The organism is Nocardia flavorosea NBRC 108225, from assembly GCF_001613385.1.
GTDB classification, from domain to species: Bacteria; Actinomycetota; Actinomycetes; order Mycobacteriales; family Mycobacteriaceae; genus Nocardia; species Nocardia flavorosea.
On sequence record NZ_BDCG01000002.1, the window covers coordinates 60,838 to 82,984 of the forward strand.

At 69.1% G+C, this 22,147-nt stretch carries 3 protein-coding genes; 2 read left to right on the top strand and 1 reads right to left on the bottom strand.

Annotated features, from left to right (window positions below):
• Nucleotides 1-193: 193 nt before the first annotated feature.
• A complete protein-coding gene (locus tag NFL01S_RS00945; protein ID WP_062970494.1) occupies nt 194-18,322 on the bottom strand; it encodes a non-ribosomal peptide synthetase in 18,129 nt (6,042 codons plus the stop codon).
• 1,137 nt (nt 18,323-19,459) lie between these two features.
• Between NFL01S_RS00945 and NFL01S_RS00950 the strand changes: the two genes are divergently transcribed.
• Both NFL01S_RS00950 and katG read left to right on the top strand, forming a co-directional pair.
• Nucleotides 19,460-19,894: a Fur family transcriptional regulator gene (locus tag NFL01S_RS00950; RefSeq protein WP_062970496.1), complete on the top strand. Its 435-nt coding sequence runs from the start codon at nt 19,460-19,462 to the stop codon at nt 19,892-19,894.
• 25 nt (nt 19,895-19,919) lie between these two features.
• Nucleotides 19,920-22,103: a catalase/peroxidase HPI gene (katG, locus tag NFL01S_RS00955; RefSeq protein WP_084492301.1), complete on the top strand. Its 2,184-nt coding sequence runs from the start codon at nt 19,920-19,922 to the stop codon at nt 22,101-22,103.
• Nucleotides 22,104-22,147: the final 44 nt, after the last annotated feature.

Genomic DNA, 22,147 nt, shown 5'->3' on the forward strand with positions numbered 1-22,147 from the left:
GCGGCCTGAGGCGCGCTGCTTGTCGTGCAACTCCATTCGGAAACAGCCAGTCCCCACGCCGGTTTCCTCGAGGTTGCTGCAGTGGTCGCCGCCGCCGGTGTGAGCACAACGCGGGCCCTGCGGCGCACTGACAGGACTCCCTGAGCTGAATTCGGGCGCCGGGTGTGGAGGCGCCGCCCCCCACCCGGCGCGGTCATCCGTTGTGTCCGGCGGTTTCTCGGTCGAGTTGGTCGTTCAGGACGTGGGCGATGCGGGCCAGGACCGCCGGTTCGGTCATCGCCAGGTGGGTGGCATCGATATCGATAGCGGTGATGTGGCCGCGGACGTGCGGTTCCCAGCCGTGGTGGCCGGTGGCGTCGGCGCGGCGTTCGCCGGTGGCGGTGAAGTACAGCATGTCGCTGTCGAGGATCCGGGGTTGCCATTCGGCGGCGGCGCGGATCGACTGGTTGTAGGCGTCGGTCATGCGCTGGATGAGGGTGGCGTCGATACCGAGCTCCTCCCCCAGGTTCTGCCGGATCAGGGTGGCGGCTTCCTCGGCGGTGGCGTCGGTGGGGACGAAATCGATACCCATGACGGGGCCGAGGTTGGCGACGAGTTCGCCGGCGGTCACGGTGGTGACGGCTGATCGGTCGAATCCGTCGGCTTCGGCGTCCAGCAGGGCCAACAGGGCCACCTCTTCCCCGGCGGCGCGCATTTCGACCGCGATCGCGTGGGCGATCTGGCCGCCGAGAGACCAGCCGAGCAGGTGGTACGGGCCGTGCGGCTGGAGGGTGCGGATTTCGTCGAGGTAGCGGCGGGCGGTGTCGTCGATGGTGGCGGGTCCCTGCCCGGCGCCGCTGAGTTGCGGTGCCTGGATACCGTAGATCGGCCGGTCCCCGGTGAGGTATTCGCAGAGGGGACGGTAGCTCCAGGCGAGGCCCGAGGCAGGGTGGATGCAGAACAGCGGGGGTTGTGTTCCGGTGGTGCGGATCGGTAGCAGGACATCGAATCCGGGGGCGGTGGGTTCGGTGGTGACCTGTCCGGTGCGCATCCCGGTTTCGATCCGTTTGGCGAGTTCGGCGGGGCGCGGGTCGGACAGGATCCAGCTGACGGGGACGTCGTAGTCGATTTCCCTGCGGAGTTCGCTGACCACCTGTACCGATTTCAGGGAGTTGCCGCCGAGGGCGTAGAAGTCGTCGTCGGCGCCGACACGGTCCACGCCGAGGACGTGGCCGTAGGCTCGGGCGACTTCTCCTTCCAGCCAGGATTCGGGTTCCCGGAACTCCCCTACCGCGAATACGGGTTCGGGTAGGCGGTTGCGGTCGAGTTTTCCGGAGGCGGTGAACGGTACGGTGTCGAGCACCATGACGGTGGTGGGCACCATGTAGTCGGGTAGTTCGGTGGCGGCGTGGGCGAGGACGGCGTCGGTGTCGACGGCGGCGCCGGTCGCGGGTACCAGGTAGGCGATGAGCCGGTCGCCGGTGCCGGAGGTGTGTACGGCGGCGATGGCGCGGGCGACGGTGGGGTGTTCGGCGAGAACGGCTTCGATTTCGCCGAGTTCGATACGCAGGCCGCGGAGTTTCACCTGGAAGTCGGTGCGGCCCAGGTATTCCAGTTCGCCGGTGCGCAGGCGGCGGGCGCGGTCGCCGGTGCGGTACATGCGTTCGCCGTCGGTGAAGGGGTCGGGGACGAATCGTTCGGCGGTGAGGCCGGGGCGGGCGTGGTATCCGCGGGCGATCTGGTTGCCGGTGAGGTACAGGTCTCCCGCTACTCCGGGTGGGACGGGGCGGAGGTGGGTGTCGAGGATGTGGGCGCGGACGTTCCAGACCGGTGTGCCCATGGGGACGCTGCCGTCGTCGGTGCCGGTGACGGGGTGAGAGGTGGCGTGCAGGGTGAATTCGGTGGGGCCGTAGAGGTTGTGCAGTTCGGTGTGGGGCATGGCGCGGCGGGCGGTGGCGACCACGTCGGCGCCGAATGCTTCGCCGCCGACGAGTAGCGCCCGTAGGGAGGTGAGCGATTGTGCGGGGGCGGCGTCGGCGAATGCGGCGAGCATGGACGGGACGAACGAGGTGACGGTGATGTGCCGGTCGTCGATGGTGTCGGCGAGGTAGGCGGGGTCGGTGTGGCCGTCGGGGCGGGCGATGACGAGGCGGGCGCCGACGGCGAGGGTGGCGAACAGTTCCCATACCGAGACGTCGAAGGTGGCGGGGGTTTTCTGCAGGACGATATCGGCGGCGGTGAGGCGGTAGGTGTCGATGATCCAGTGCAGTTGGTTGAGGACGGCGTTGTGCGGTACGGCGACGCCTTTGGGCCGGCCGGTGGAGCCGGAGGTGAACAGGACGTAGGCGGTGTTGTGGGGTCGTAGTGGCCGGAGCCGGTCGGTGTCGGTGACGGGGGTGTCGTCGTAACCGGTGAGGTCGATTCCGTCGAGGGTGGTGAGTTCGACGACGGGGGCGGCGGTGGTGAGCATGTAGTCGATGCGGTCGGCGGGGTGGGTGGGGTCGATGGGGACGTATCCCCCGCCGGCGGCGTGGACGGCGTACATGGCGGTGACCTGGTCGAGGGATCGGGGCATGCGTAGTGCGACGAGGGTGTCGGGGCCGACGCCGCGGGTGATGAGCCAGCGGGCGAGGCGGTTGACGCGGGCGGCGAATTCGGCGTAGGTGAGGGTGTGGGTGCCGGATTCGACGGCGGGCCGGTCGGCGTGGGTGGCGGCGGCGCGGGCGAACAGGGCGGGGAGGGTTTCGTCCGGGTCGAGTGGGTGTGCGGTGGCGTTCCACCGGTGCAGGACGGCGTCTTCTTCTGCGCTGTCGAGGAGTTCGATGTCGTGGACGTGCCGGGTGGGATCGGCGGCGATGGCGCGCAGCATGCGGTGCAGGCGGTCGGCGACGGCGGTGACGGTGGCGGGGTCGAACAGGTCGGTGGCGTAGGTGATGCCGCCGGTGATTCCGGTGGGTGCGCCGGTGGTGTCGTAGGTGTCGGAGACGGTGATCTGGAGGTCGAACAGGGAGGTCGCGGTGTCGGCTTCGACGGCGGTGGCGGTGAGTCCGGGAAGCTCGAATTCGGTGCCGGTCTGGTTCTGGAAGGCGAGCATCACCTGGAACAGGGGATGGTGGGCGTGGGAGCGGACGGGGTTGAGTTCTTGGACGAGCCGTTCGAACGGTACGTCGGCGTGCCCGAATGCGGCGAGGTCGGTGCTGCGGACGTGGTCGAGGAGTTCGGTGAACGTCATCCGGGCGGTGAGGTGGGTGCGCAGGACGAGGGTGTTGACGAACATGCCGACGAGGTCGTCGAGTTCGGGTTCACCGCGTCCGGCGTAGGGGGTGCCGATGGCGATATCGTCGGTGGCGGCGAGCCGGCCGAGGGTGGCGGCGAGGGCGGCGTGGAACACCATGAACAGGGTGGTGTTGTGGGTCCGCGCGACGTTGTCCAGTTCGGCGTGGAGGCCGGCGTCGACGGTGAGGGGGATATCGGCGCCGGTGTAGGTCTGGATCGCGGGCCGCGGCCGGTCGGCCGGTAGTTCGAGCAGGGGTGGCAGGTCGGCGAGCTGGGTGGTCCAGTAGTCGATTTGGGTGCGCAGCAGCGAGTCGGGGTCGTGTTCGGCGCCGAGGACGGTGTGTTGCCAGATGGTGTAGTCGGCGTATTGGACCGGGAGTGGTGTCCAGGTGGGTGGGCGGCCGTTGACTCGGGCCTGGTAGGCGGTCATCATGTCGCGGGCCAGTGGGGCGAGGGAGGATCCGTCGCCGCAGATGTGGTGGAGGACGACGGCCAGGACCCAGGTGTCGGGGCCGGTGTTGTAGAGGTGGGCGCGTAACGGTACTTCGCCGGTGACGTCGAAGGCGGTGGCGACGAATCCGGCGAGGGCCGCGGGTAGGCCGGTGTCGTCGACCGGGGTGGGGTGCAGGGGTGGTGCGGTGTGGTCGGCGGGCAGGACGACCTGTGCGGGTTCGCCGTCGGTGTGCGGGTAGTAGGTGCGCAGCACTTCGTGCCGGTCGATGACGTCGGTGAGGGCGTGATGCAGGGCGTCGGTGTCGAGGTGGCCGGTGAGGCGGATGATGATGGGGATGCTGTAGGCGGCGGAGTCGGGTTCGAACCGGTTGAGGAACCACATGCGCTGTTGTGCGTAGGACAGCGGGATATGCGGGGGCCGGGGTTGCGGGGTGAGGGCTACGCGTCCGGTGTCGGCGTGGGATTCGGCGCGGGCGGCGAGTTTGGTGACGGTGGGTGCGTCGAAGATCATCGCGACCGGCACGGTGGCGTCGAGGGCGGCGCCGATGCGGGCGGCGACGCGGGTGGCGACGAGGCTGTTGCCGCCGAGTTCGAAGAAGTCGTCGTCGGCGCCGACGGCGCGGTCGAGGCCGAGGACGTCGGCGAAGACGCCGGCCACGATCTCTTCGACCGGGGAGGCGGGGGCGCGGAAGTGTTTGGCTTGCAGGACGGGTTCGGGCAGGGCTTTGCGGTCGAGTTTGCCGTTGGGTGAGAGCGGGATCCGGTCGAGGACCATGATTGCGGCGGGCACCATGTAGGCGGGGAGGGTGTCGGCGAGTGCGGTGGTGAGGGTGTCGGCGGAGAGGTCGGCGCCGGGGGCCGGGACGACGTAGGAGACGAGGGTGACGGGTCCGGTGCCGTCGCGGCGCGGGATGGTGACGGCGTAGGCGATATCGGGGCGGGCGCCGAGTGCGGTGTCGATTTCGCCGAGTTCGACGCGGTAGCCGCGGACTTTCACCTGGAAGTCGTTGCGTCCCACGAATTCGAGGTCGCCGCGGGTGTTCCAGCGGACGAGGTCGCCGGTGCGGTACATGCGGCTGCCGGGTTCGGCGTAGGGGCAGGTGGTGAATCTGGCCGCGTTGGTGGCGGCGCGGTGCAGGTAGCCGCGGGCCAGGGCGGGCCCGGCGAGGTACAGCTCGCCGGTGACGCCGACGGGGGTGGGCCGGAGGCGGTCGTCGAGGACCAGTGCCTGCATTCCGGGGAGTGGGGTGCCGATGGTGGGTCGTTCGCCGGGGTGCACGGGAGCGGTGGCGGTGGCGACCATGGTGGTTTCGGTGGGTCCGTACAGGACCCGGAACTCGCGGGTGCCGGCGCGGTCGGTGCCGGCCCACCGGTTGATGAGGTCGGCGGGGACTTCGTCGCCGCCGGACATGACGGTGCGGAGGTCGTCGAGTCCGGTGGGGTCGACGGAGGCGAGGGCGGCGGGGGTGACGAAGGCGTGGGTGATGCGGTGGGTGCGCAGGAATTCGGCGAGTTCGTCGCCGCCGTAGATGCCGGTGGGGGCGATGACGAGGGTGGCGGCACGGCCGGCGGCGAGCAGGATTTCCAGGAGGGAGGCGTCGAAGGACGGGGAGGCGAAGTGCAGGACGCGGTCGCCGGTGTCCGGCGGGGTGCCGCCGCGTTGTGCGGTGACGAAGTCGGCGATTCCGGTGTGGGTGACGGCGACACCTTTGGGGCGGCCGGTGGAGCCGGAGGTGAACACGATGTAGGCGGTGTTGCCGGGGCGGAGTGGCCGGAGCCGGTCGGTGTCGGTGAGGGGTTCGGCGGATTCGGTGTGGAGTTGCCGGTGTGTGTCCGGGGAGTCGAGGAGGATCCAGTCGACGTTGCCGGGCAGTTGGGGTCGCGCGGCGGTGAGAGTGATGCCGAGGTGGGCGTGGGAGTCGGTGACCATTTGTTCGATGCGGCCGGTGGGATAGCGGGGGTCGACCGGGACGTAAGGGGCGCCGGTTTTGACGACGGCCCACCAGGCGACGATCGCTTCGGCGGTGCGGCCGGTGGCGACGAGGACGGGGTGTTCGGGTCCGGCGCCGCGGCGGATCAGCAGCCGCGCCAGCTGGTTGGAGCGGGTGTCGAGGTCGTGGTAGGTGAATTCGGTGTCGTCGGAGAGGACGGCGATGCCGGTGGGGTCGGCGTGGACGGCGTCGGCGAATATGTCCGGTAGCAGGGCGGGGGGCCGCGGGCCGGTGGGGCGTGGTCCGATCCGGGTCAGCAGGTCGTCGTGTTCGCTGGTGTCGAGCCAGTCGATATCGCCGACGGCTACCGCGGGGTCGGTGGTGACGGCTTCCAGGACGCGCAGGAGTCGCGTGACGAATTCGTGTGCGGTGGTGTCGTCGAACAGGTCGTGGGCGTAGGTGAGGGTTCCGGAGAGCCCGGCGGCCGCTCCCCTGTCGTCGTAGGTGTCGGCGAGGATCAGTTGCAGGTCGAATTGGGACAGTCCGGTGTCGACGTCGGCGCGGGTGACGGTGACGCCGGGGAGTTCGACGTCGGTGCCGGCGAGGTTCTGGAAGGCGAGCATCACCTGGAATAGTGGGTGCCGGTCGGTGGCGCGTTGCGGGTTGAGTTCTTCGACGACCCGTTCGAACGGTACGTCGGCGTGTTCGAAGGCGGCGAGGTCGGTGTCGCGGGTGCGCGTGAGGTGTTCGGCGAACGATTCGCCGGTGTGGACGGGGGTGCGCAGGGCGAGGGTGTTGACGAACATGCCGACGAGGTCGTCGAGGCCGGGTTCGCCGCGGCCCGCGACGGGGGTGCCGATGACGATGTCGTCGCTGCCGCTGAGGCGGGCGAGTACGGCGGCGAGGGCGGCGTGTACGGCCATGAACAGGGAGGAGCCGCGGGTGTGGGCGAGGTCGAGCAGTTTGGTGTGCAGGTCGGCGTCGAGGGCGACGGGGATGCGGCCCCCGGCGAGGGAGGCGACCGGTGGGCGGGGGCGGTCGGTGGGCAGGTCGAGGCGGTCAGGGGCGTCGGTGAGGGTGTCGCGCCAGAACCGCAGCTGAGCCGACAGGAGTGATTCGGGGTCGTCGGCGGCGCCGAGGACTTCGCGCTGCCAGAGTGCGTAGTCGGCGTATTGGACGGGGAGCGGCTGCCAGTGGGGTGCGTGGCCGCCGGCGCGGGCGGCGTAGGCGGTGACGACGTCGCGGGCCAGTGGTCCCATGGATTGTCCGTCGCCGGCGATGTGGTGGACGACGAGGACGAGCATGTAGTCGCCGGTGCCGAGGTCGAACAGTCCGATACGGAGCGGGACCTCGGTGGTGACGTCGAATCCGGTGCGTACGAACGCGGTGACGGTGTCGGTCAGGGTGTCGGCGTCGGCGGGCAGGGTGTGCAGGGCGGGTGCGGGGTCGGTGAGGATTTGTTGGCGGGGTTCGCCGGCGGTTTCGGGGTAGATGGTGCGGAGTACTTCGTGGCGGGCGATGACGTCGGTGAGGGCGTCGTGCAGTGCGCCGGTGTCGAGGTGGCCGGTGAGGCGCAGCATCACGGGAATGTTGTAGGCGGCGGAGTCGGGTTCGTACCGGTTGAGGAACCACATGCGTTGCTGGGCCAGTGACAGCGGTACGGGTTCGGGGTGGGGGCGGGCGGTGAGCGGTATCCGGTCACCGCTGCGCAGGGTGGTGGTGTGGCGGGCGAGGGCGGCGACGGTGGGCGCTTCGAACAGGGCCCGGACGGGGACACGGACGCCGAGGGCGGCGCCGACGCGGGCTACCACCAGGGAGGCGCTGAGGGAATCGCCGCCGAGGGCGAAGAAGTCGTCGTCGGCGCCGACGCGGGGCACGTCGAGGACTTGGGCGTAGGTGTCGGCGACCAGTTCTTCGGGCCAGGTGGCGGGGGCCCGGTATTCGCGTGCGGTGAATTCGGGTTCGGGGAGGCGGTCGCGGTCGAGTTTGCCGTGGGCGGTGAGCGGTACGTCGTCGAGGATCATGATCGCGGCGGGCACCATGTAGGTGGGGAGCGCGTCGGCGAGTGCGGTGGTGAGGGTGTCGGCGGAGACGTTCACTTCCGGTGCGGGCACCACATAGGACACCAGTCGTGCCGGTCCCCCGTCGTCGTGGTGTGCGAGGGTGGTGGCGAAGGTGATGTCGGGGCGGGCCGACAGGACGGCGTCGATTTCGCCGAGTTCGACGCGGGAACCGCGGACTTTCACCTGGAAGTCGTTGCGTCCCACGAATTCGAGGTCGCCGTCGGGGGTGCGGCGGACGAGGTCGCCGGTGCGGTACATGCGGGTACCGCCGGTGTCGAACGGGCAGGCGATGAACCGGGCGGCGGTCAGTCCGGGGCGGTCGATGTAGCCTTCGGCCAGTCCCGGCCCGAACAGGTACAGTTCGCCGGCCACGCCCTGCGGTACGGGCCGCAGCCAGGTGTCGAGAACAGCGGCGGCCACGGGGCCGACGGGGCGGCCGATCCCGATCGGTGTCGCGGCGGTCAGTTCGCCGGCGGTGGCCCAGATGGTGGTTTCGCTGGGGCCGTAGAGGTTGATCATGGTGCGGCCGGGTGCCCACCGTTCGACGAGTTCTCGTCCGACGGGTTCGCCTGCGGTGGCCAGCACTCGCAGGCCGGTGAGGTCGTCGGCGGGGACGGTGGACAGGGCGGACGGGGTGATGACCGCGTGGGTGATGTGCTCGCGGCGGATGAGGTCGGCGAGTTCGCGGCCGCCGTACACGTCGGGGGGTGCGATGACCAGGCGTGCGCCGGATCCGTGTGCCATGAGCAGTTCGAACAGGTTGGCGTCGAAACTGGGTGAGGCGACCTGCAGGACCGTGGACTGTTCGTCGACGTGCAGGCTGCGGTGTTGTGCCGCGACCACGTCGGTGAGGGCGCGGTGTCCGACCTGCACACCTTTGGGGGTGCCGGTGGATCCGGAGGTGTAGATGACGTAGGCGTTGCGGTCCGGGTGCAGCGGGGTGCCGCGTTCGGTGTCGGTGACCGGTTCCGGCGATTCCGCGGCCACACTGTGGTGGGTGGGTTCGTCGTCGATGATCAGCCAGTCGATTCCGGCGGGCAGGGTCGGTGCGGTGGCGGTATCGGTGATGCCGAGGCGGGCCGCGGAATCCGACAGCAGGTATTCGATGCGCCCGGCGGGCAGGTTCGGGTCGATCGGGGCGAACGCGGTTCCCGCTTTGGCGGCCGCCCACAGGGCCACGACACCGGCGAGGGAGCGTGGGAGTGCGAGGGCGGTGATCCGGCCGGGGCGGGCGCCGCGGCGGAGCAGGGTGCGGGCGAGACGGTTGGATTGTTCGTCGAGTTCCCGGTAGGTGAGGGTGGTGGTGCCGTAGCGTGCGGCGACCGCGGCGGGGGTGGCGGCGGCCGTGGCGGTGAGGATGGCGGCGAGGGTTTCGGGAGTGTGATGGGCGGTGTCGGGGTGGTCGGGCGAAGGTACGTCGGGTAGTGCGAGCGCGCCGAGCCTCGTGGCGGGGTCGCGGGCGATGCGGGTGAGGATGTCCACGAACCGGGTGAGGATGTGGTGGGCGCGGGTGTTGTCGACGTCGTCTTCGAGGAAGCGGAGGGTGATCCGCAGGCCGGGTGAGCCGTCGTGGGTGGGGGCGACGACGAGGCTCAGTGGGAACGGGGTGGCGTCGACGCCGTTGATTTCGCCGATGCGCAGGCCCGCGGATTCGACGAGTCGTTGCAGGGCGGGGCGGTCGACGGGGAACGATTGGAACGCGATCGCGGTGTCGAACAGTTCGGTGACGCCGGCGGCGCGCTGGATTTCGGGCAGCCCGATGTAGTGGTGGTCGAGCATGCGGGCGTGCTGGTCCTGGATTCGGGTCAGCAGGTCGCGCAGTGTGTGTGCCGGGTCGAGGCGGACCCGCACCGGGATGGTGTTGAGGAACATGCCGAGGGCGCGGTCCACGTCCGGTAGTTCCGGTGGGCGGCCCGAGACCGCGGAACCGAAGACGATATCGGTGTCGCCGGTGAGGACGCGCAGGTTCAGCGCCCAGGCCGCGGCGACGGCTGTGTTGACGGTGACTGCGGTGTCGGCGGCGACGTCGCGTAGCGCGCCGTACAGGTCGGCGGGTAGGTCGGCGTTCACTTCGGCGGCGGTGCTCGCGGTGGACGTTCCACGGGCGACGCGGGTCGGGGAATCCACGTCCGCGTATTCCCGTGCCCACACGGCTTTGGAAGCGGCGGGGTTCTGGTGTTGCAGCCAGGTCAGGTAGTCGCGGTAGGAGGGCGCGGGTTCGGTGGCGCCGATTCGTTCCGGTGTGCCGTAGTTGTCGAGGAGTTCGCCCATGAGCAGCGGCATCGACCAGCCGTCGAGGATGATGTGATGGTTGGTGACCAGCAGCCGGTGCACGCCGGGTTCGAGGTGCAGCAGGGTGAACCGGATCAGCGGCGGTGTGGACAGGTCGAAACCGGCGGCGGCGTCGGCGGCGGCGATCTCGGTGGCTGTGCGCGGATCGCCGCGGGTGAGGTCGATGTCACGGAATACGGTGCCGGTGTGTTCGACGACGATCTGGTGTGGCCCGGCGGCGGTTTCGACGAATCCGGCGCGCAGGATGTCGTGGCGGTCGATCAGGGCTTGGGCGGCGCGGCGCAGGCGGTCGGTGTCGATATTGCCGGTGAAGGCGATGGTGGTCTGGACGGTGTAGTTGTCGGTGGTGCCGGTGTCCTCGCCGGTGAAGGTGGAGTGGAAGTGGATACCGGCTTGCATCGGCGAGAGGGGCCAGATGTCGGCGAGGCCGGGATAGCGCTGCCGTAGTGCGTCGATCTCGGTTTCGTCGAGGGTGACGAGTGGCCGGTGTGCGGGGCCGGTGTCGGTGGCGGGGTGGTCGTGGCGGGCGGTGGCGGCGAGTGCGGCGACCGTTTTGCCTTCGAACACGTCGCGGGGGGTCAGGACGAGGCCGGCGGCTTTGGCCAGTGCGACCAGGCGCATGGAGACGATACTGTCGCCGCCGAGGGTGAAGAAGTTGCTGTCGGCGGATACGTTGTCCACGCGCAGGACCTGCGCGAACAGGTCTGCCATGGTGTGTTCTTCCGGGGTGGCGGGGGCGCGGCCCGTGACATCGGGTGTCGTGAATTCGTGGTGCTGTAGCGCTTTGCGGTCGATTTTGCCGGTGGCGGTGACCGGCATTTCGCCGAGTTCGATGATCGCCGCGGGGTTCATGTAGTGGGCGAGGGTGCGGTCGAGGTGGTCGTGCAGTGCCGTCGTGTCGAGGGTGGCGCCGGGCGCGGGGACGACGTAGGACACGAGGATCGGTTCGCCGGTGGGGCCGGTGCGGGTGATGGTGGCGGCGCTCGCGACCGCGGAGTGGCGGGTGAGCTGGGTGTCGATCTCGCCTGGTTCGATGCGGAGGCCGTGGATTTTCACCTGTTGATCGTTGCGGCCCAGATATTCCAGTTCGAGTCCGGTGCGGCCGTGGATCCAGCGCACGGAATCGCCGGTGCGGTAGAGGCGTTCACCGTGGGCGGAGCAGGGGTCGGCGACGAAACGGGCGGCGGTGGTGGCGGGCCGGCCGAAATAGCCGCGTGCCAGGCCGGGACCGCCGAGGTACAGCTCCCCCGCGACGCCGGCCGGTACCGGCCGCAGCCACATATCGAGGACCGCGGCCGATACGCCGTGGACGGGTCCGCCGATGGTCACCGGTTGTCCGGGGTGCAGGGCGGCGGATCCGGTGGCCCAGATCGTGGTTTCGGTCGGTCCGTAATGGTTCAGCAGGCGCCGGCCGGGCGCCCACCGGTTCACGGTGTCCGCGCCGGTGGCTTCACCGACGACTGCGACGGTGGTGAGATCCGGTAGCCGTGCCGGGTCCAGGGTGTTCAGCACGGACGGGGTGATGATGGCGTGGGTGACGTGTCCGGTGTGGAGTAGTTCGGTGAGGTCTGTGCCGCCGTACACGTCCGGGGGTGCGATCAGCAGGCAGGCGCCGTTGCCGTGGGCCAGGAGCAGTTCCGAGACGCTGGCGTCGAATCCGGGTGAGGCGACCTGCAACACCGTGGAGGTGGAGTCCGGGGCGAAGGCTTCGGTGTGGGCGGCGACGAGATCGGCCAGACCGCGGTGGGTCACCTGGACTGCTTTCGGGGTGCCGGTCGACCCGGAGGTGAAGATGAGGTAGGCGGTGTTCTCGGGTGTCGCCACGCGCGTGGGTGCCGGGGGCCGGCTGTGGGGGGTGTTGCCGGGGGTCAGCCAGTCGACGGTGCCGGGGAGGTGTGCGGCGACGGGGGCGGTGGTGATACCGAGGCCGGTACCCGTATCCGCGAGCATCGCGGCGATTCGTTCGCCGGGGTTGGCGGGGTCGAGCGGGATGAACGCGGCGCCGGTTTTCGCGACGGCCCAGATCGCGACGACCAGGTCGGTCGACCGTGGAAGTGCCAGGGCGACGAAGGTTTCGGGGCGGGCGCCGCGTTCGGTGAGCAGGGCGGCGAGGTCGTCGGCGCGCTGCTGCAGGGCACGGTAGGTGAGGGTGGTGTCGCCGGACCGGACGGCGGCCGCGTCCGGGTAGCGGTGGGCGGTGGCGGTGAGGATGTCGTGCAGGGTGGTTTCGGGGACGGCGGGTGCGCCGGTGGCCGGTGACGGTGCGTGGGTTGCGGGGTCGTAGCCGGGGGTGACGGCGGCGGTGCGGGTGGCGGGGTCGGTGACGAGCTGGGTGAGGATCTGTTCGAATCGGGCGAGCAGGGCGGTGGCCTGTTCGGTATCGAACCGGTCGGTGGCGTAGCGCAGGGTGATCGTGTAGGTGCCGGTGGGGCGCGGCGGGGTGACCTGCAGGCTCAGCGGGTAGGGGGTGGCGTCCTGGGCGTCGAGATCGATCAACTGCAGTCCGGCGGCGTCGAGGTCGCGGGCGAGGCCTTCCCGGTCCAGCGGATAGGATTCCAGCACCGTGACGGTGTCGAACATATCGGCGATGCCGGTGGCGTGCTGGAGTTCCGCCAAACCGATATGGCGGTGTTCGAGCATCGCGGCCTGTTCGGATTGCACTCGGATCAGCAGGTCGGCGACCGTTTCCCGGGGGTCGAACCGGACCCGCACCGGCAGTGTGTTGATGAACAGGCCCACCATGTGTTCGACGCCGAGCAGTTGCGGCGGACGGTGCGACACCGTGTTACCGAACACGACATCGGATCGTCCGGTGAGGGCGGTGAGCAGCATCGCCCACGCCACCTGGACGGTGGTGCCGGCGGTGACACCGTGGGAGCGGGCCAGGTCGAGGACCGCGGTGGCGGTCGCGGTGTCGAGTTCGAGACCGACTTCACCGGCGGCTGCGCTGCCCGTACGGTCCGGGCGGCCGGTGACCCGGGTCGGGTTGTCCACTCCGGCCAGCATCCGCTGCCATGCGGTGGTGGCGGCATCGTTGTCCTGGGTGTGCAGCCATTGCAGGTAGTCGCGGAACGACCGGGGGGCCGCGAGATCAGCTGCCTCACCGCCGTTGGTGTAGAGGACGAGCAGCTGATGGATCAGCAGCGGCATCGACCAGCCGTCCAGGACGAGGTGGTGGTCGGTGATCAGCAGCCGGTATTCGGTGATGCCGGTGCGCAGCAGGTGGAAGCGCAGCAGCGGCGGGCGCGCGGGATCGAACGGTGCCGCGGCTTCGGTGGTGAGGCGGCGGAGTTCGCGGTCGCGGGCTGCGGGGTCGTGATCGGTGAGGTCGGTTTCGCGCCAGTCGGCCCGGACGTTCTGCAGGACGATCTGGCGGGGGCCGTCGGCTGTTTCGACGAAGGCGGTGCGCAGGCTGTCGTGCCGGTCGATCAGCGTTTGCGCGGCCTGGCGCATCCGCTGCGGGTCCACGTCACCGGCGAGGGTCAGTGTCGCCTGCACGATGTAGCTGTCGTCGCCGTCGCGGTCGTAGAGGGTGTGGAACAGCAGCCCGGTTTGCAGCGCGGTCAGCGGCCACACATCCGTCATCGCCGGGAATTCCCGCGACCATTCGTCGATATCGTCCTGCGACACCGTGACCAGCGGGAAATCGGACGGTGTGTGACCGCCGGCGGGTTCGGTGTGCAGATGCGCGGCCAGGCCGTGCAGGGCCCGCACCCACAGATCGGCGAGTTCGGCTATCGCGTCTGCATCCACGATGTTGCGGGCGAACTCCCAGGTGGCGTCGAGTTCGAGGCCGTCGGGGCCGGGTTCGGCGATCGCGTTCACATCCAGTACCGCGGGCAGCGCCATCCGCGGATCGGTGGTCGCGGTCAGCGAGGTGAATTCGGTGGTGGGTGTCCACGCCCCCGAGTGGTCGCGGACACCCACCCGCCCCAGATAGTTGAAACTGATCTGGGGTTCCGGCGCGCTCCCGAGTTCGGCGCTGCCCACGGGATCGAGGTAACGCAGCATCCCGTAGCCGATCCCGTTGTCCGGGACCGTGCGCAGTTGTTCCTTCACCTGTTTGATCGCCGACCCCGCGGCGGGGCCGCCGGCGAAGGCGTCGTCGAGGTCGACGCCGGACATTTCGAGCCGGACCGGGAACCGGGTGGTGAACCAGCCGGCGGTGGCGCTGAGGTCCGCGCCCGGCACCGCCTGCTCTTCCCGGCCGTGACCCTCCAGGGAGATCAGTTCCGTACCGGCGGGGTCGCCGCGGCGGGCCCGCCATTGCGCCAAAGCCAGTGCGAGCGCCGCCAGCAGTGGGTCGTTGGCGCTGCCGTGGAAGCGGGCCGGGAGGGTGGTGAGCACTGCGTCGGTGATATCGGCCGGGATACGCAACCGGATCCGGCCGGCGGTGGCCATGACATCGCGTTCGGGGTCCAGTGGCCGTGTTCCGAGCAGCCGTTCACCGCCGGCGAGTACCTCTGTCCAGCGTGCCAGTTCTGTGGCGCGCCGCGCGGAGACCTGTTCGGTCAGGCCGTGCACCCAGCGCCGCACCGAGGTGGTGCCCGCGCCGGGCTGCGGGTCCTCGCCCGTAGACACCTGCAGCCAGATGTGGGCGAGGTCGGCGAGCAGGATCCGCCATGACACCGCGTCGACGGCGAGATGGTGGATTACCAGCCACAGCAGGTCCGGGCCCGTGCCGGTGCCGTCCTGCATGCGGACGGCCTGCATCAGCACACCGGCGGCGGGGTCGAGTCGGTCCGCGGCCGCCTGCAGGTGCCGGTCGATTTCGGCGGCGTCGCGGTCGCGCAGTGTGCGGTCGGTGAGGACGGTGGCGGCGTCGACGGATCCGGGGGCCGGAACGTCGAGGCGGTGTTCACCGGCGGCGGTGACGCGCAAGGTCGCGCGCAGCATGTCGTGGCGGTCCAGCAGGGTGTCCAGGGCGCGCGCGAGATGGGCGGGGTCGAGGCGGTCGGGTAGTTCGACGAGGGTCGCTTGGGCGAAGCGGTCGTAGTGGCCGCGGTCGAGCATGGCGTGCACGATCGGCGACAGCGGGACCGGGCCGGTGCTGCCGCCGGGTAGTTCCCGCAACTGTGGTGCTCCACCGGCTTCGGTGGCCATGGCGGCCAGGGCCGCGACGGTTTTGTGCTCGAACACGTCCTGGGTGGAGAATCCCAGACCCACGGCTTTGGCGCGCGACACCAGCTGGATCGACAGGATGCTGTCGCCGCCGAGGGCGAAGAAACTGTCGTCGGCGCCGACCTGCGGGACACCGAGGACCTCGGTGAACAGGCCGGCCATCAGGATTTCGCGGGCGGTTTCCGGGGCACGCCCGGCGGGGGCCGCCCCGAATTCCGGTTCCGGGAGCGCGGCGCGATCCAGTTTGCCGAATGCGTTCACCGGCAGCCGGTCCAGTGGCACGATCACCGCCGGCACCATATGCGGTGGCAGGGATTCGCGGGCGAACCGTTGCAGCTGCTCCGGGTCGGCGCGGTGGTCGTCGACGGGGACGACGTAGGAGGCAAGGACGGTGGCGCCGGCATTGTTGTGCACCGGGACGGTGACCGACAGGTCGACGTCCGGATGGGCGGTAAGGGCGGTATCGATTTCGGCGGGTTCGATCCGGTAGCCGCGGATTTTCACCTGGAAATCGCTGCGGCCCAGCAGTTCCAGCGAAACCCGCGAGTCCTCGACGGTCCAGCGGGCGAGGTCGCCGGTGCGGTACATGCGCTGCCCCGGGCCGCCGTAGGGGTCGGCGACGAAACGGGCCGCGGTATCGGGGAACCGCCGGTTGTAGCCGCGGGCCAGGCCGGGCCCGGCCAGATACAGTTCCCCGGCCGTGCCGACCGGCACCGGTTGCAGTGCGCGGTCCAGCACCATCGCCGCTACACCGCGGACCGGGCCGCCGGCGGTGAGGTCCCGGCCGGGCCGGATCCGGGCGCTCGCGGCGGTCACCGTGGTTTCGGTGGGCCCGTATTCGTTGAACATCGCGCAGTGCCGCGACCACCGTTCGATCACATGCGGCGGGCATACGTCACCCCCGACCACCACCACCCGCAGGTCGGTGAGCGGATGGGGGTCCACGGTCGCCAGCATCGCCGGTGTCAACGTCAGATGGGTGATGCGCTGTTCGGCCAGCAGCGCGGTGAGCCGGTCGCCGCCGATCACCTCCGGCGGCACCACCACCAGTGTGGCGCCGCCCGCGAAACAGGTGAGGAACTGTTCGAAGGAGGCGTCGAAAGCTGGTGAAAGAGCATAGGACACCCGCGACCGCGAGTTCATATCGTAGATGTCGCTGCGGTCGGCGACGAGATTCGCGAGGCCGCGGTGGGTGACCTGCACACCTTTGGGCACACCGGTGGAACCGGAGGTGTAGGTGAGGTAGGCGAGGTCGCCGGTGTGCAGCGGGCGGGTGCGGTCGGCGTCGGTGACGGGGCCGGGATCGTTGTCCGCGTAGGCCTGCCGGGTGGCGGGGTCGTCGACGAGCAGTACAGGTGTGGCGTCCGGTAGCCGGTCGCGGAGCGCGTCGAGGGTGATCACCACCCGGGCGCCGCTGTCGGTGATCATGTGCTCGATACGTTTCGCCGGATAGTCCGGGTCGACCTGCACGATCGCGGCACCGCATTTCGCGACCGCCCATGCCGCGACGATCGTCTCGGCGGAGCGGCGCAGCACGATCGCCACCGCCGTCCCCGGCCCGCAGCTGCGGCCGATCAGGTACCGCGCGAGCTGCGAGGAGCGGGTGTCGAGGTCGTGGTAGGTGAGCGTGGTGGTGGTGGCGGCGATCGCGGTCGCGGCGGGGTCGCGGCGGGCGCCTTCGGTGAGGATATCGGGCAGCAGCCGGTCGCCGGTGCTGTCCGGTCCGCGGACGGGCAGCAGCGCGGCGCGTTCCGCCGGTTCCAGCAGCGGCAGGGTGCTGACCGGGTGTTCCGGTCCGCCGGCCAGGAATTCGTGCAGGAACATCAGGAACCGGGTGTGGTGGGCGGCGAGTTCGTCGCTGCTGTAGGCGCCCGGGTTGCCCTGGAAATCGATCTGGGTGCTGTCGCGGCCCGCGCCTGGATAGATGTTGACGAAGAGGTCGGCGGTGGGGCCCGAGGTCAGCACATGTAACCGGCCGGTGGTGGTGCCGAGCACGATCTCGTTGTCCACCATCATGAGGTTGACCGCCGGGCCGAACGACGCGGTTTCGTCGCGGGCGATCCCCATATCGTGGAAGATGTCTTCCTGCCGGTATCGCTGGCGTCGCAGGGCGCTGGTGAGCTCGCCCTGTACGGCGTCGATCACCGCGCCGGTGCCGCGGCCGGCGACGGGGACCCGCAACGGGACCACGTTGGCGACCATTCCGCCGGACCGGCGCAGCACCGCGGAGTGCCGGCCCGACACCGGCAGGCTCAGCAACACTTCGTCGCTTCCGGTCATCCGGGCGAGATAGGCGGCGAACGCGGCGACGATCACGGGGGTGACGCTGGTCCCGCGGTCGGTGACGACCCGGTCCAGCAGCTGGGCGGTGTCGTCCGGGAGGGTGGCGCTGACCAGGGCCGGGTGAATGGTGGGTTTGCCGACGCGGCCTGCGAGGCTGACGACGGGTGGGGCGCCGTCCAAGTGTTCGGTCCAATAGTTGCGGTCGTTGTCGAATCGTGTCGACCCCCGGTAGGACAGGTCCTGGTCCACGATTTCACCGAGGTCCTTCGCCGTGGACTCCGGGGCCTGCTCCCCCGTCACCCAGGCGTTGTACAGTTCGGTGATCCGCTGCAGCATCGTCACCGCGGCGAAACCGTCGAGGACGATATGGTGGGCGCGCTGATACCACAGGTAGTGGTCCGAACCGACCTGGAAGACAACACATTTCATGAGTCGGTCGCTGTGGAGGTCCAGTGGGGCGGAATAGTCGCGGACCATCAGGTCGTGTGCGGCGGCCACCGGATCGTCGTGTCCGCGCAGATCCAGCACCGACACCGGTGAGGGCAGTCCTTCGTCGACGATCTGGAACGGTTCGCCGTCCTCCTCGACCAGTCGCACATAGGCGGAACCGAACTCGCGCCCGACGGTCTCACAGGCCGCGACCAGTACATCGACGTCGACCGGGCCGGTGATCTCGACATACTGCGCCACCGAAATCGGGGACGAGCCCGCCAGATGCTGGGCGAACCAGATCCCGCGCTGTGCCGCCGACAGACGCAACGGGTGGCCGGGCCGCGGGCTCGGCGAGACGCCGTTGTGGCTGCCGTTGCCGTTGTGCGGGTGTCCGCCGTTACCGGGAACCGGGCCGGGGAACTCTGCTGCGCCGCCCGGCGCGGAACCCGGCTCTTTCCGGCTGCTGTCGAGGTTGCGCTCGGACTGGGTCACCTGACCTCCATGAATTTCGTCGTTTCGAGGGCCGGTCGACACGTCCAGACCGCCCCCGCACCGCAAGAAACGTCGATCACTCCGGAAAAGCGGGAGTGAATTATCGAAATGGCACCGAATGCCGCCGGTGCGGAATTGGTTCGCGATTTATGCGGCATTCGGCAATGGCCGGACAATTTGTGGTCAACCCGTGATGAATCATCTTCGAGTATTGAGACCTGACGGTTATCGGTTTCGTGTAACGGGCCGTCGAAAATTATCGGCGGCCGGGGCGCGAGTCGTCGCGCACGAGACCGGACGGTCATCGGTGCGGGCGGCTTCGAATCCCGGGGCGAGCCGTTTCCGGCGTACCCGATGATTCCGGGGTGGACTCCCGGCCGGCCTGGTGCGCGTCGGTGGCGCACTCGGGCGACCCCTACCCGGCGGGCAGTGGGTACGCAGGTCACAGCGGTGTCTCGACCCCGAGTGGGGCGCGGCGAGCAGGAAGCGGACCGTAGTGGAATTCATTGGTTGCACTGGATCGCCTTCTCGGAAGTGGCGTGCCTATGTACCAGTTTGTTCCAGCAGAATTCGGCGACCGCACTGTCGTCGAATTCGCGCTATGGATTCCCCGCAACCCCGACAATTGGAGGATTCATCGGTTTCGCCCGACCGGTCGGTGACGATATCCGGTCCGGCAGTCGCCGGAGCGCACTTGCGTTCTGACGACCAGCTTGAGAAGGCAATGATAAGCAAGTTTCGAGGAGGGGCGCAATGGGTATTTATTTTCTGTGCTCTGTGCGGGGCGAGAGGGTGCGCGGCCTCGTGGGTACAGGACGGGGTGGCGCGTTTACCACCTCAGCGCCATCGCGCGGCGGCTGCGGAACAGGTGATTACGCCGGGTGATCTCGGAAACGTGACAGGAAGGCCGGCCGGTGGCTGCGACGGTGGTGACCGCGGGCGCGGCGAGATCGGCCGGTGTGGCGATTGTCCTGCGGCAGATCGGGAGACGCATTATCGTCCACCTCCTGAGCGGGCGGACTCCCCCGCGTGCCGTCGGTGTAGCGCGCAGGGTACCCGCCGGACGGCGATTCCGGGGCCTTTTCTGGATAGATACTGATACTTGATTGACTCCAGAAAAGCGGTAAGCTTGCTGCCGTGCCCACGACCGCGGAGTTCGAGAACATGCTGCGCGACGCCGCGCTGCGTGTGACCGCCCCCCGGCTCGCGGTGCTCAACGCCGTACACGACAACCCACATTCCGATACCGACACAATCATCGGACAGGTCCGCTCCACTCTCGGCGCCGTCTCCCAGCAAGCCGTCTACGACGTGCTGCGGGCCTTGACGGTCGCGGGGTTGCTGCGCCGTATCCAGCCCACCGGTTCGGTGGCCCGCTACGAAACCCGGGTCGCCGACAACCACCACCACCTCGTCTGCCGCTCCTGCGGCGCCATCACCGACGTCGATTGCGCCACCGGAGCCGCGCCGTGCCTGACCGCCGCCGACAGCCACGGTTTCACCATCGAAGAAGCCGAGGTCGTCTACTGGGGCCTGTGCCCCACCTGTTCCATGTCGTCCAGCCCGCAATGACCTTTTGTCAACCGGAAGGAAAGCAGTGTCCGAGACCACCACAGGCCAGTGCCCGTTCGCGGCCAAACACCCCACCACGGGTGCCGGCAACCGTGACTGGTGGCCCAACCAGCTCAACCTGAAGATCCTGCGCAAGAACGCGCCTGCCTCGGATCCGATGGAACCTGACTTCGACTACGCTGCGGCGTTCAAAACTCTCGACCTGAACGAGGTCCGCAAGGACATCACCGAGGTGCTGACCACCTCGCAGGACTGGTGGCCCGCCGACTTCGGCCACTACGGCCCGCTGATGATCCGGATGGCCTGGCACTCCGCCGGCACGTACCGCACCATCGACGGCCGCGGCGGCGGTGGCGGTGGCCAGCAGCGGTTCGCGCCGCTGAACAGCTGGCCCGACAACGGCAACCTGGACAAGGCCCGCCGGTTGCTGTGGCCGGTGAAGAAGAAGTACGGCAAGAAACTGTCCTGGGCCGACCTGATGATCTTCACCGGCAACGTCGCCCTCGAAACCATGGGCTTCACCCCGTTCGGCTTCGCCGGCGGCCGCGCCGACGTGTGGGAACCCGACGAGGACGTCTACTGGGGCCCCGAATCCACCTGGCTCGACGACGAACGCTACAGCGGCGAACGCGACCTGGAGAACCCACTGGGCGCAGTCCAGATGGGCCTGATCTACGTCAACCCGGAAGGCCCCAACGGCAACCCGGATCCGCTGGCCGCGGCCGTGGATATCAAGGAAACCTTCGGCCGGATGGCGATGGACCTGGAGGAAACCGTCGCGCTGATCGCCGGCGGGCACACCTTCGGTAAAACCCACGGCGCCGGTGACGCCGACCTGGTCGGCGCCGAACCCGAAGCCGGAGCCATCGAACAGATGGGCCTGGGCTGGAAGAGCGCCCACGCCTCCGGTAAGGCCGGTGACGCCATCACCAGCGGCCTGGAGGTCACCTGGACCACCAAACCCGCCCAGTGGACAGGCGACTTCTTCGAGATCCTGTTCGGCTACGAATGGGAACTCACCAAGAGCCCCGCGGGCGCCAACCAGTGGGTCGCCAAGGACGCCGAGGAGATCATCCCCGACGCCCACGACCCGGGTAAGAAGAAAAAGCCGATGATGCTGACGACAGACCTGTCGCTGCGTTTCGACCCCGAATTCGAGCCCATCTCACGCCGCTTCAAGGACAACCCGGAGCAGTTCGCCGACGCCTTCGCCCGCGCCTGGTACAAGCTGACCCACCGCGATATGGGCCCGATCGACCGCTACCTCGGCCCCGAGGTCCCCGCCGAGGTCCAGATCTGGCAGGACCCGATCCCCGCCGTGGACTTCGAGGTCGTCGACGACGCCGATATCGCGGCGCTCAAAGAGCAGGTCTTGGGCGCCGGCCTGACCGTGCCGCAGCTGGTGTCCACCGCCTGGGCGTCGGCGTCGACATTCCGCTCCAGCGATAAGCGCGGCGGCGCCAACGGTGCCCGGATCCGGCTGGAACCGCAGAAGAGCTGGGATGTCAACGAGCCCGAGCAGCTGAGCACGGTGCTGGGTGCACTGGAGAAGATCCAGGAATCGTTCAACGCCGCCCAGAACGGCGGCAAGAAGGTATCGCTTGCCGACCTGATCGTGATCGCCGGCGCCGCCGGTGTCGAGCAGGCCGCCAAGGAGGCCGGTGTGCAGGTCACCGTCCCGGTCACCCCAGGCCGTAACGATGCCCTGCAGGAGCAGACCGATGTGGATTCCTTCGCGGTGCTCGAACCGCGCACCGACGGTTTCCGCAACTACATCGGCAAGGGCCACCGGCTGCCGCTGGAGCACTTGCTGATCGACCGCGCGAACCTGCTCGGCGTCACCGCACCCGAAATGACCGTGCTGGTCGGCGGCCTGCGTGTTCTGGGCACCAACTACAAGCAGTCGAAGTACGGCGTGCTCACCGACAACGTCGGCGCACTGAGCAACGATTTCTTCGTCAACCTGCTCGATATGGGTGTGGAGTGGAAATCCACCGACGAAACCCAGGAGACCTTCGAGGCCCGCGACGCCGCGACCGGTGCGGTCAAATGGACCGGGACTCGCTACGACCTGGTGTTCGGCTCGAACTCCGAACTGCGCGCCGTCGCCGAGGTGTATGCGGCCGACGACGCCAAGGAGAAGTTCGTGCACGATTTCGTCGCCGCCTGGAACAAGGTGATGAACGCGGACCGGTTCGACCTGGCCTGATCGGTATCGCCGGGTAACCGTGGGCAGTGCCCCCGGGTGTCTTC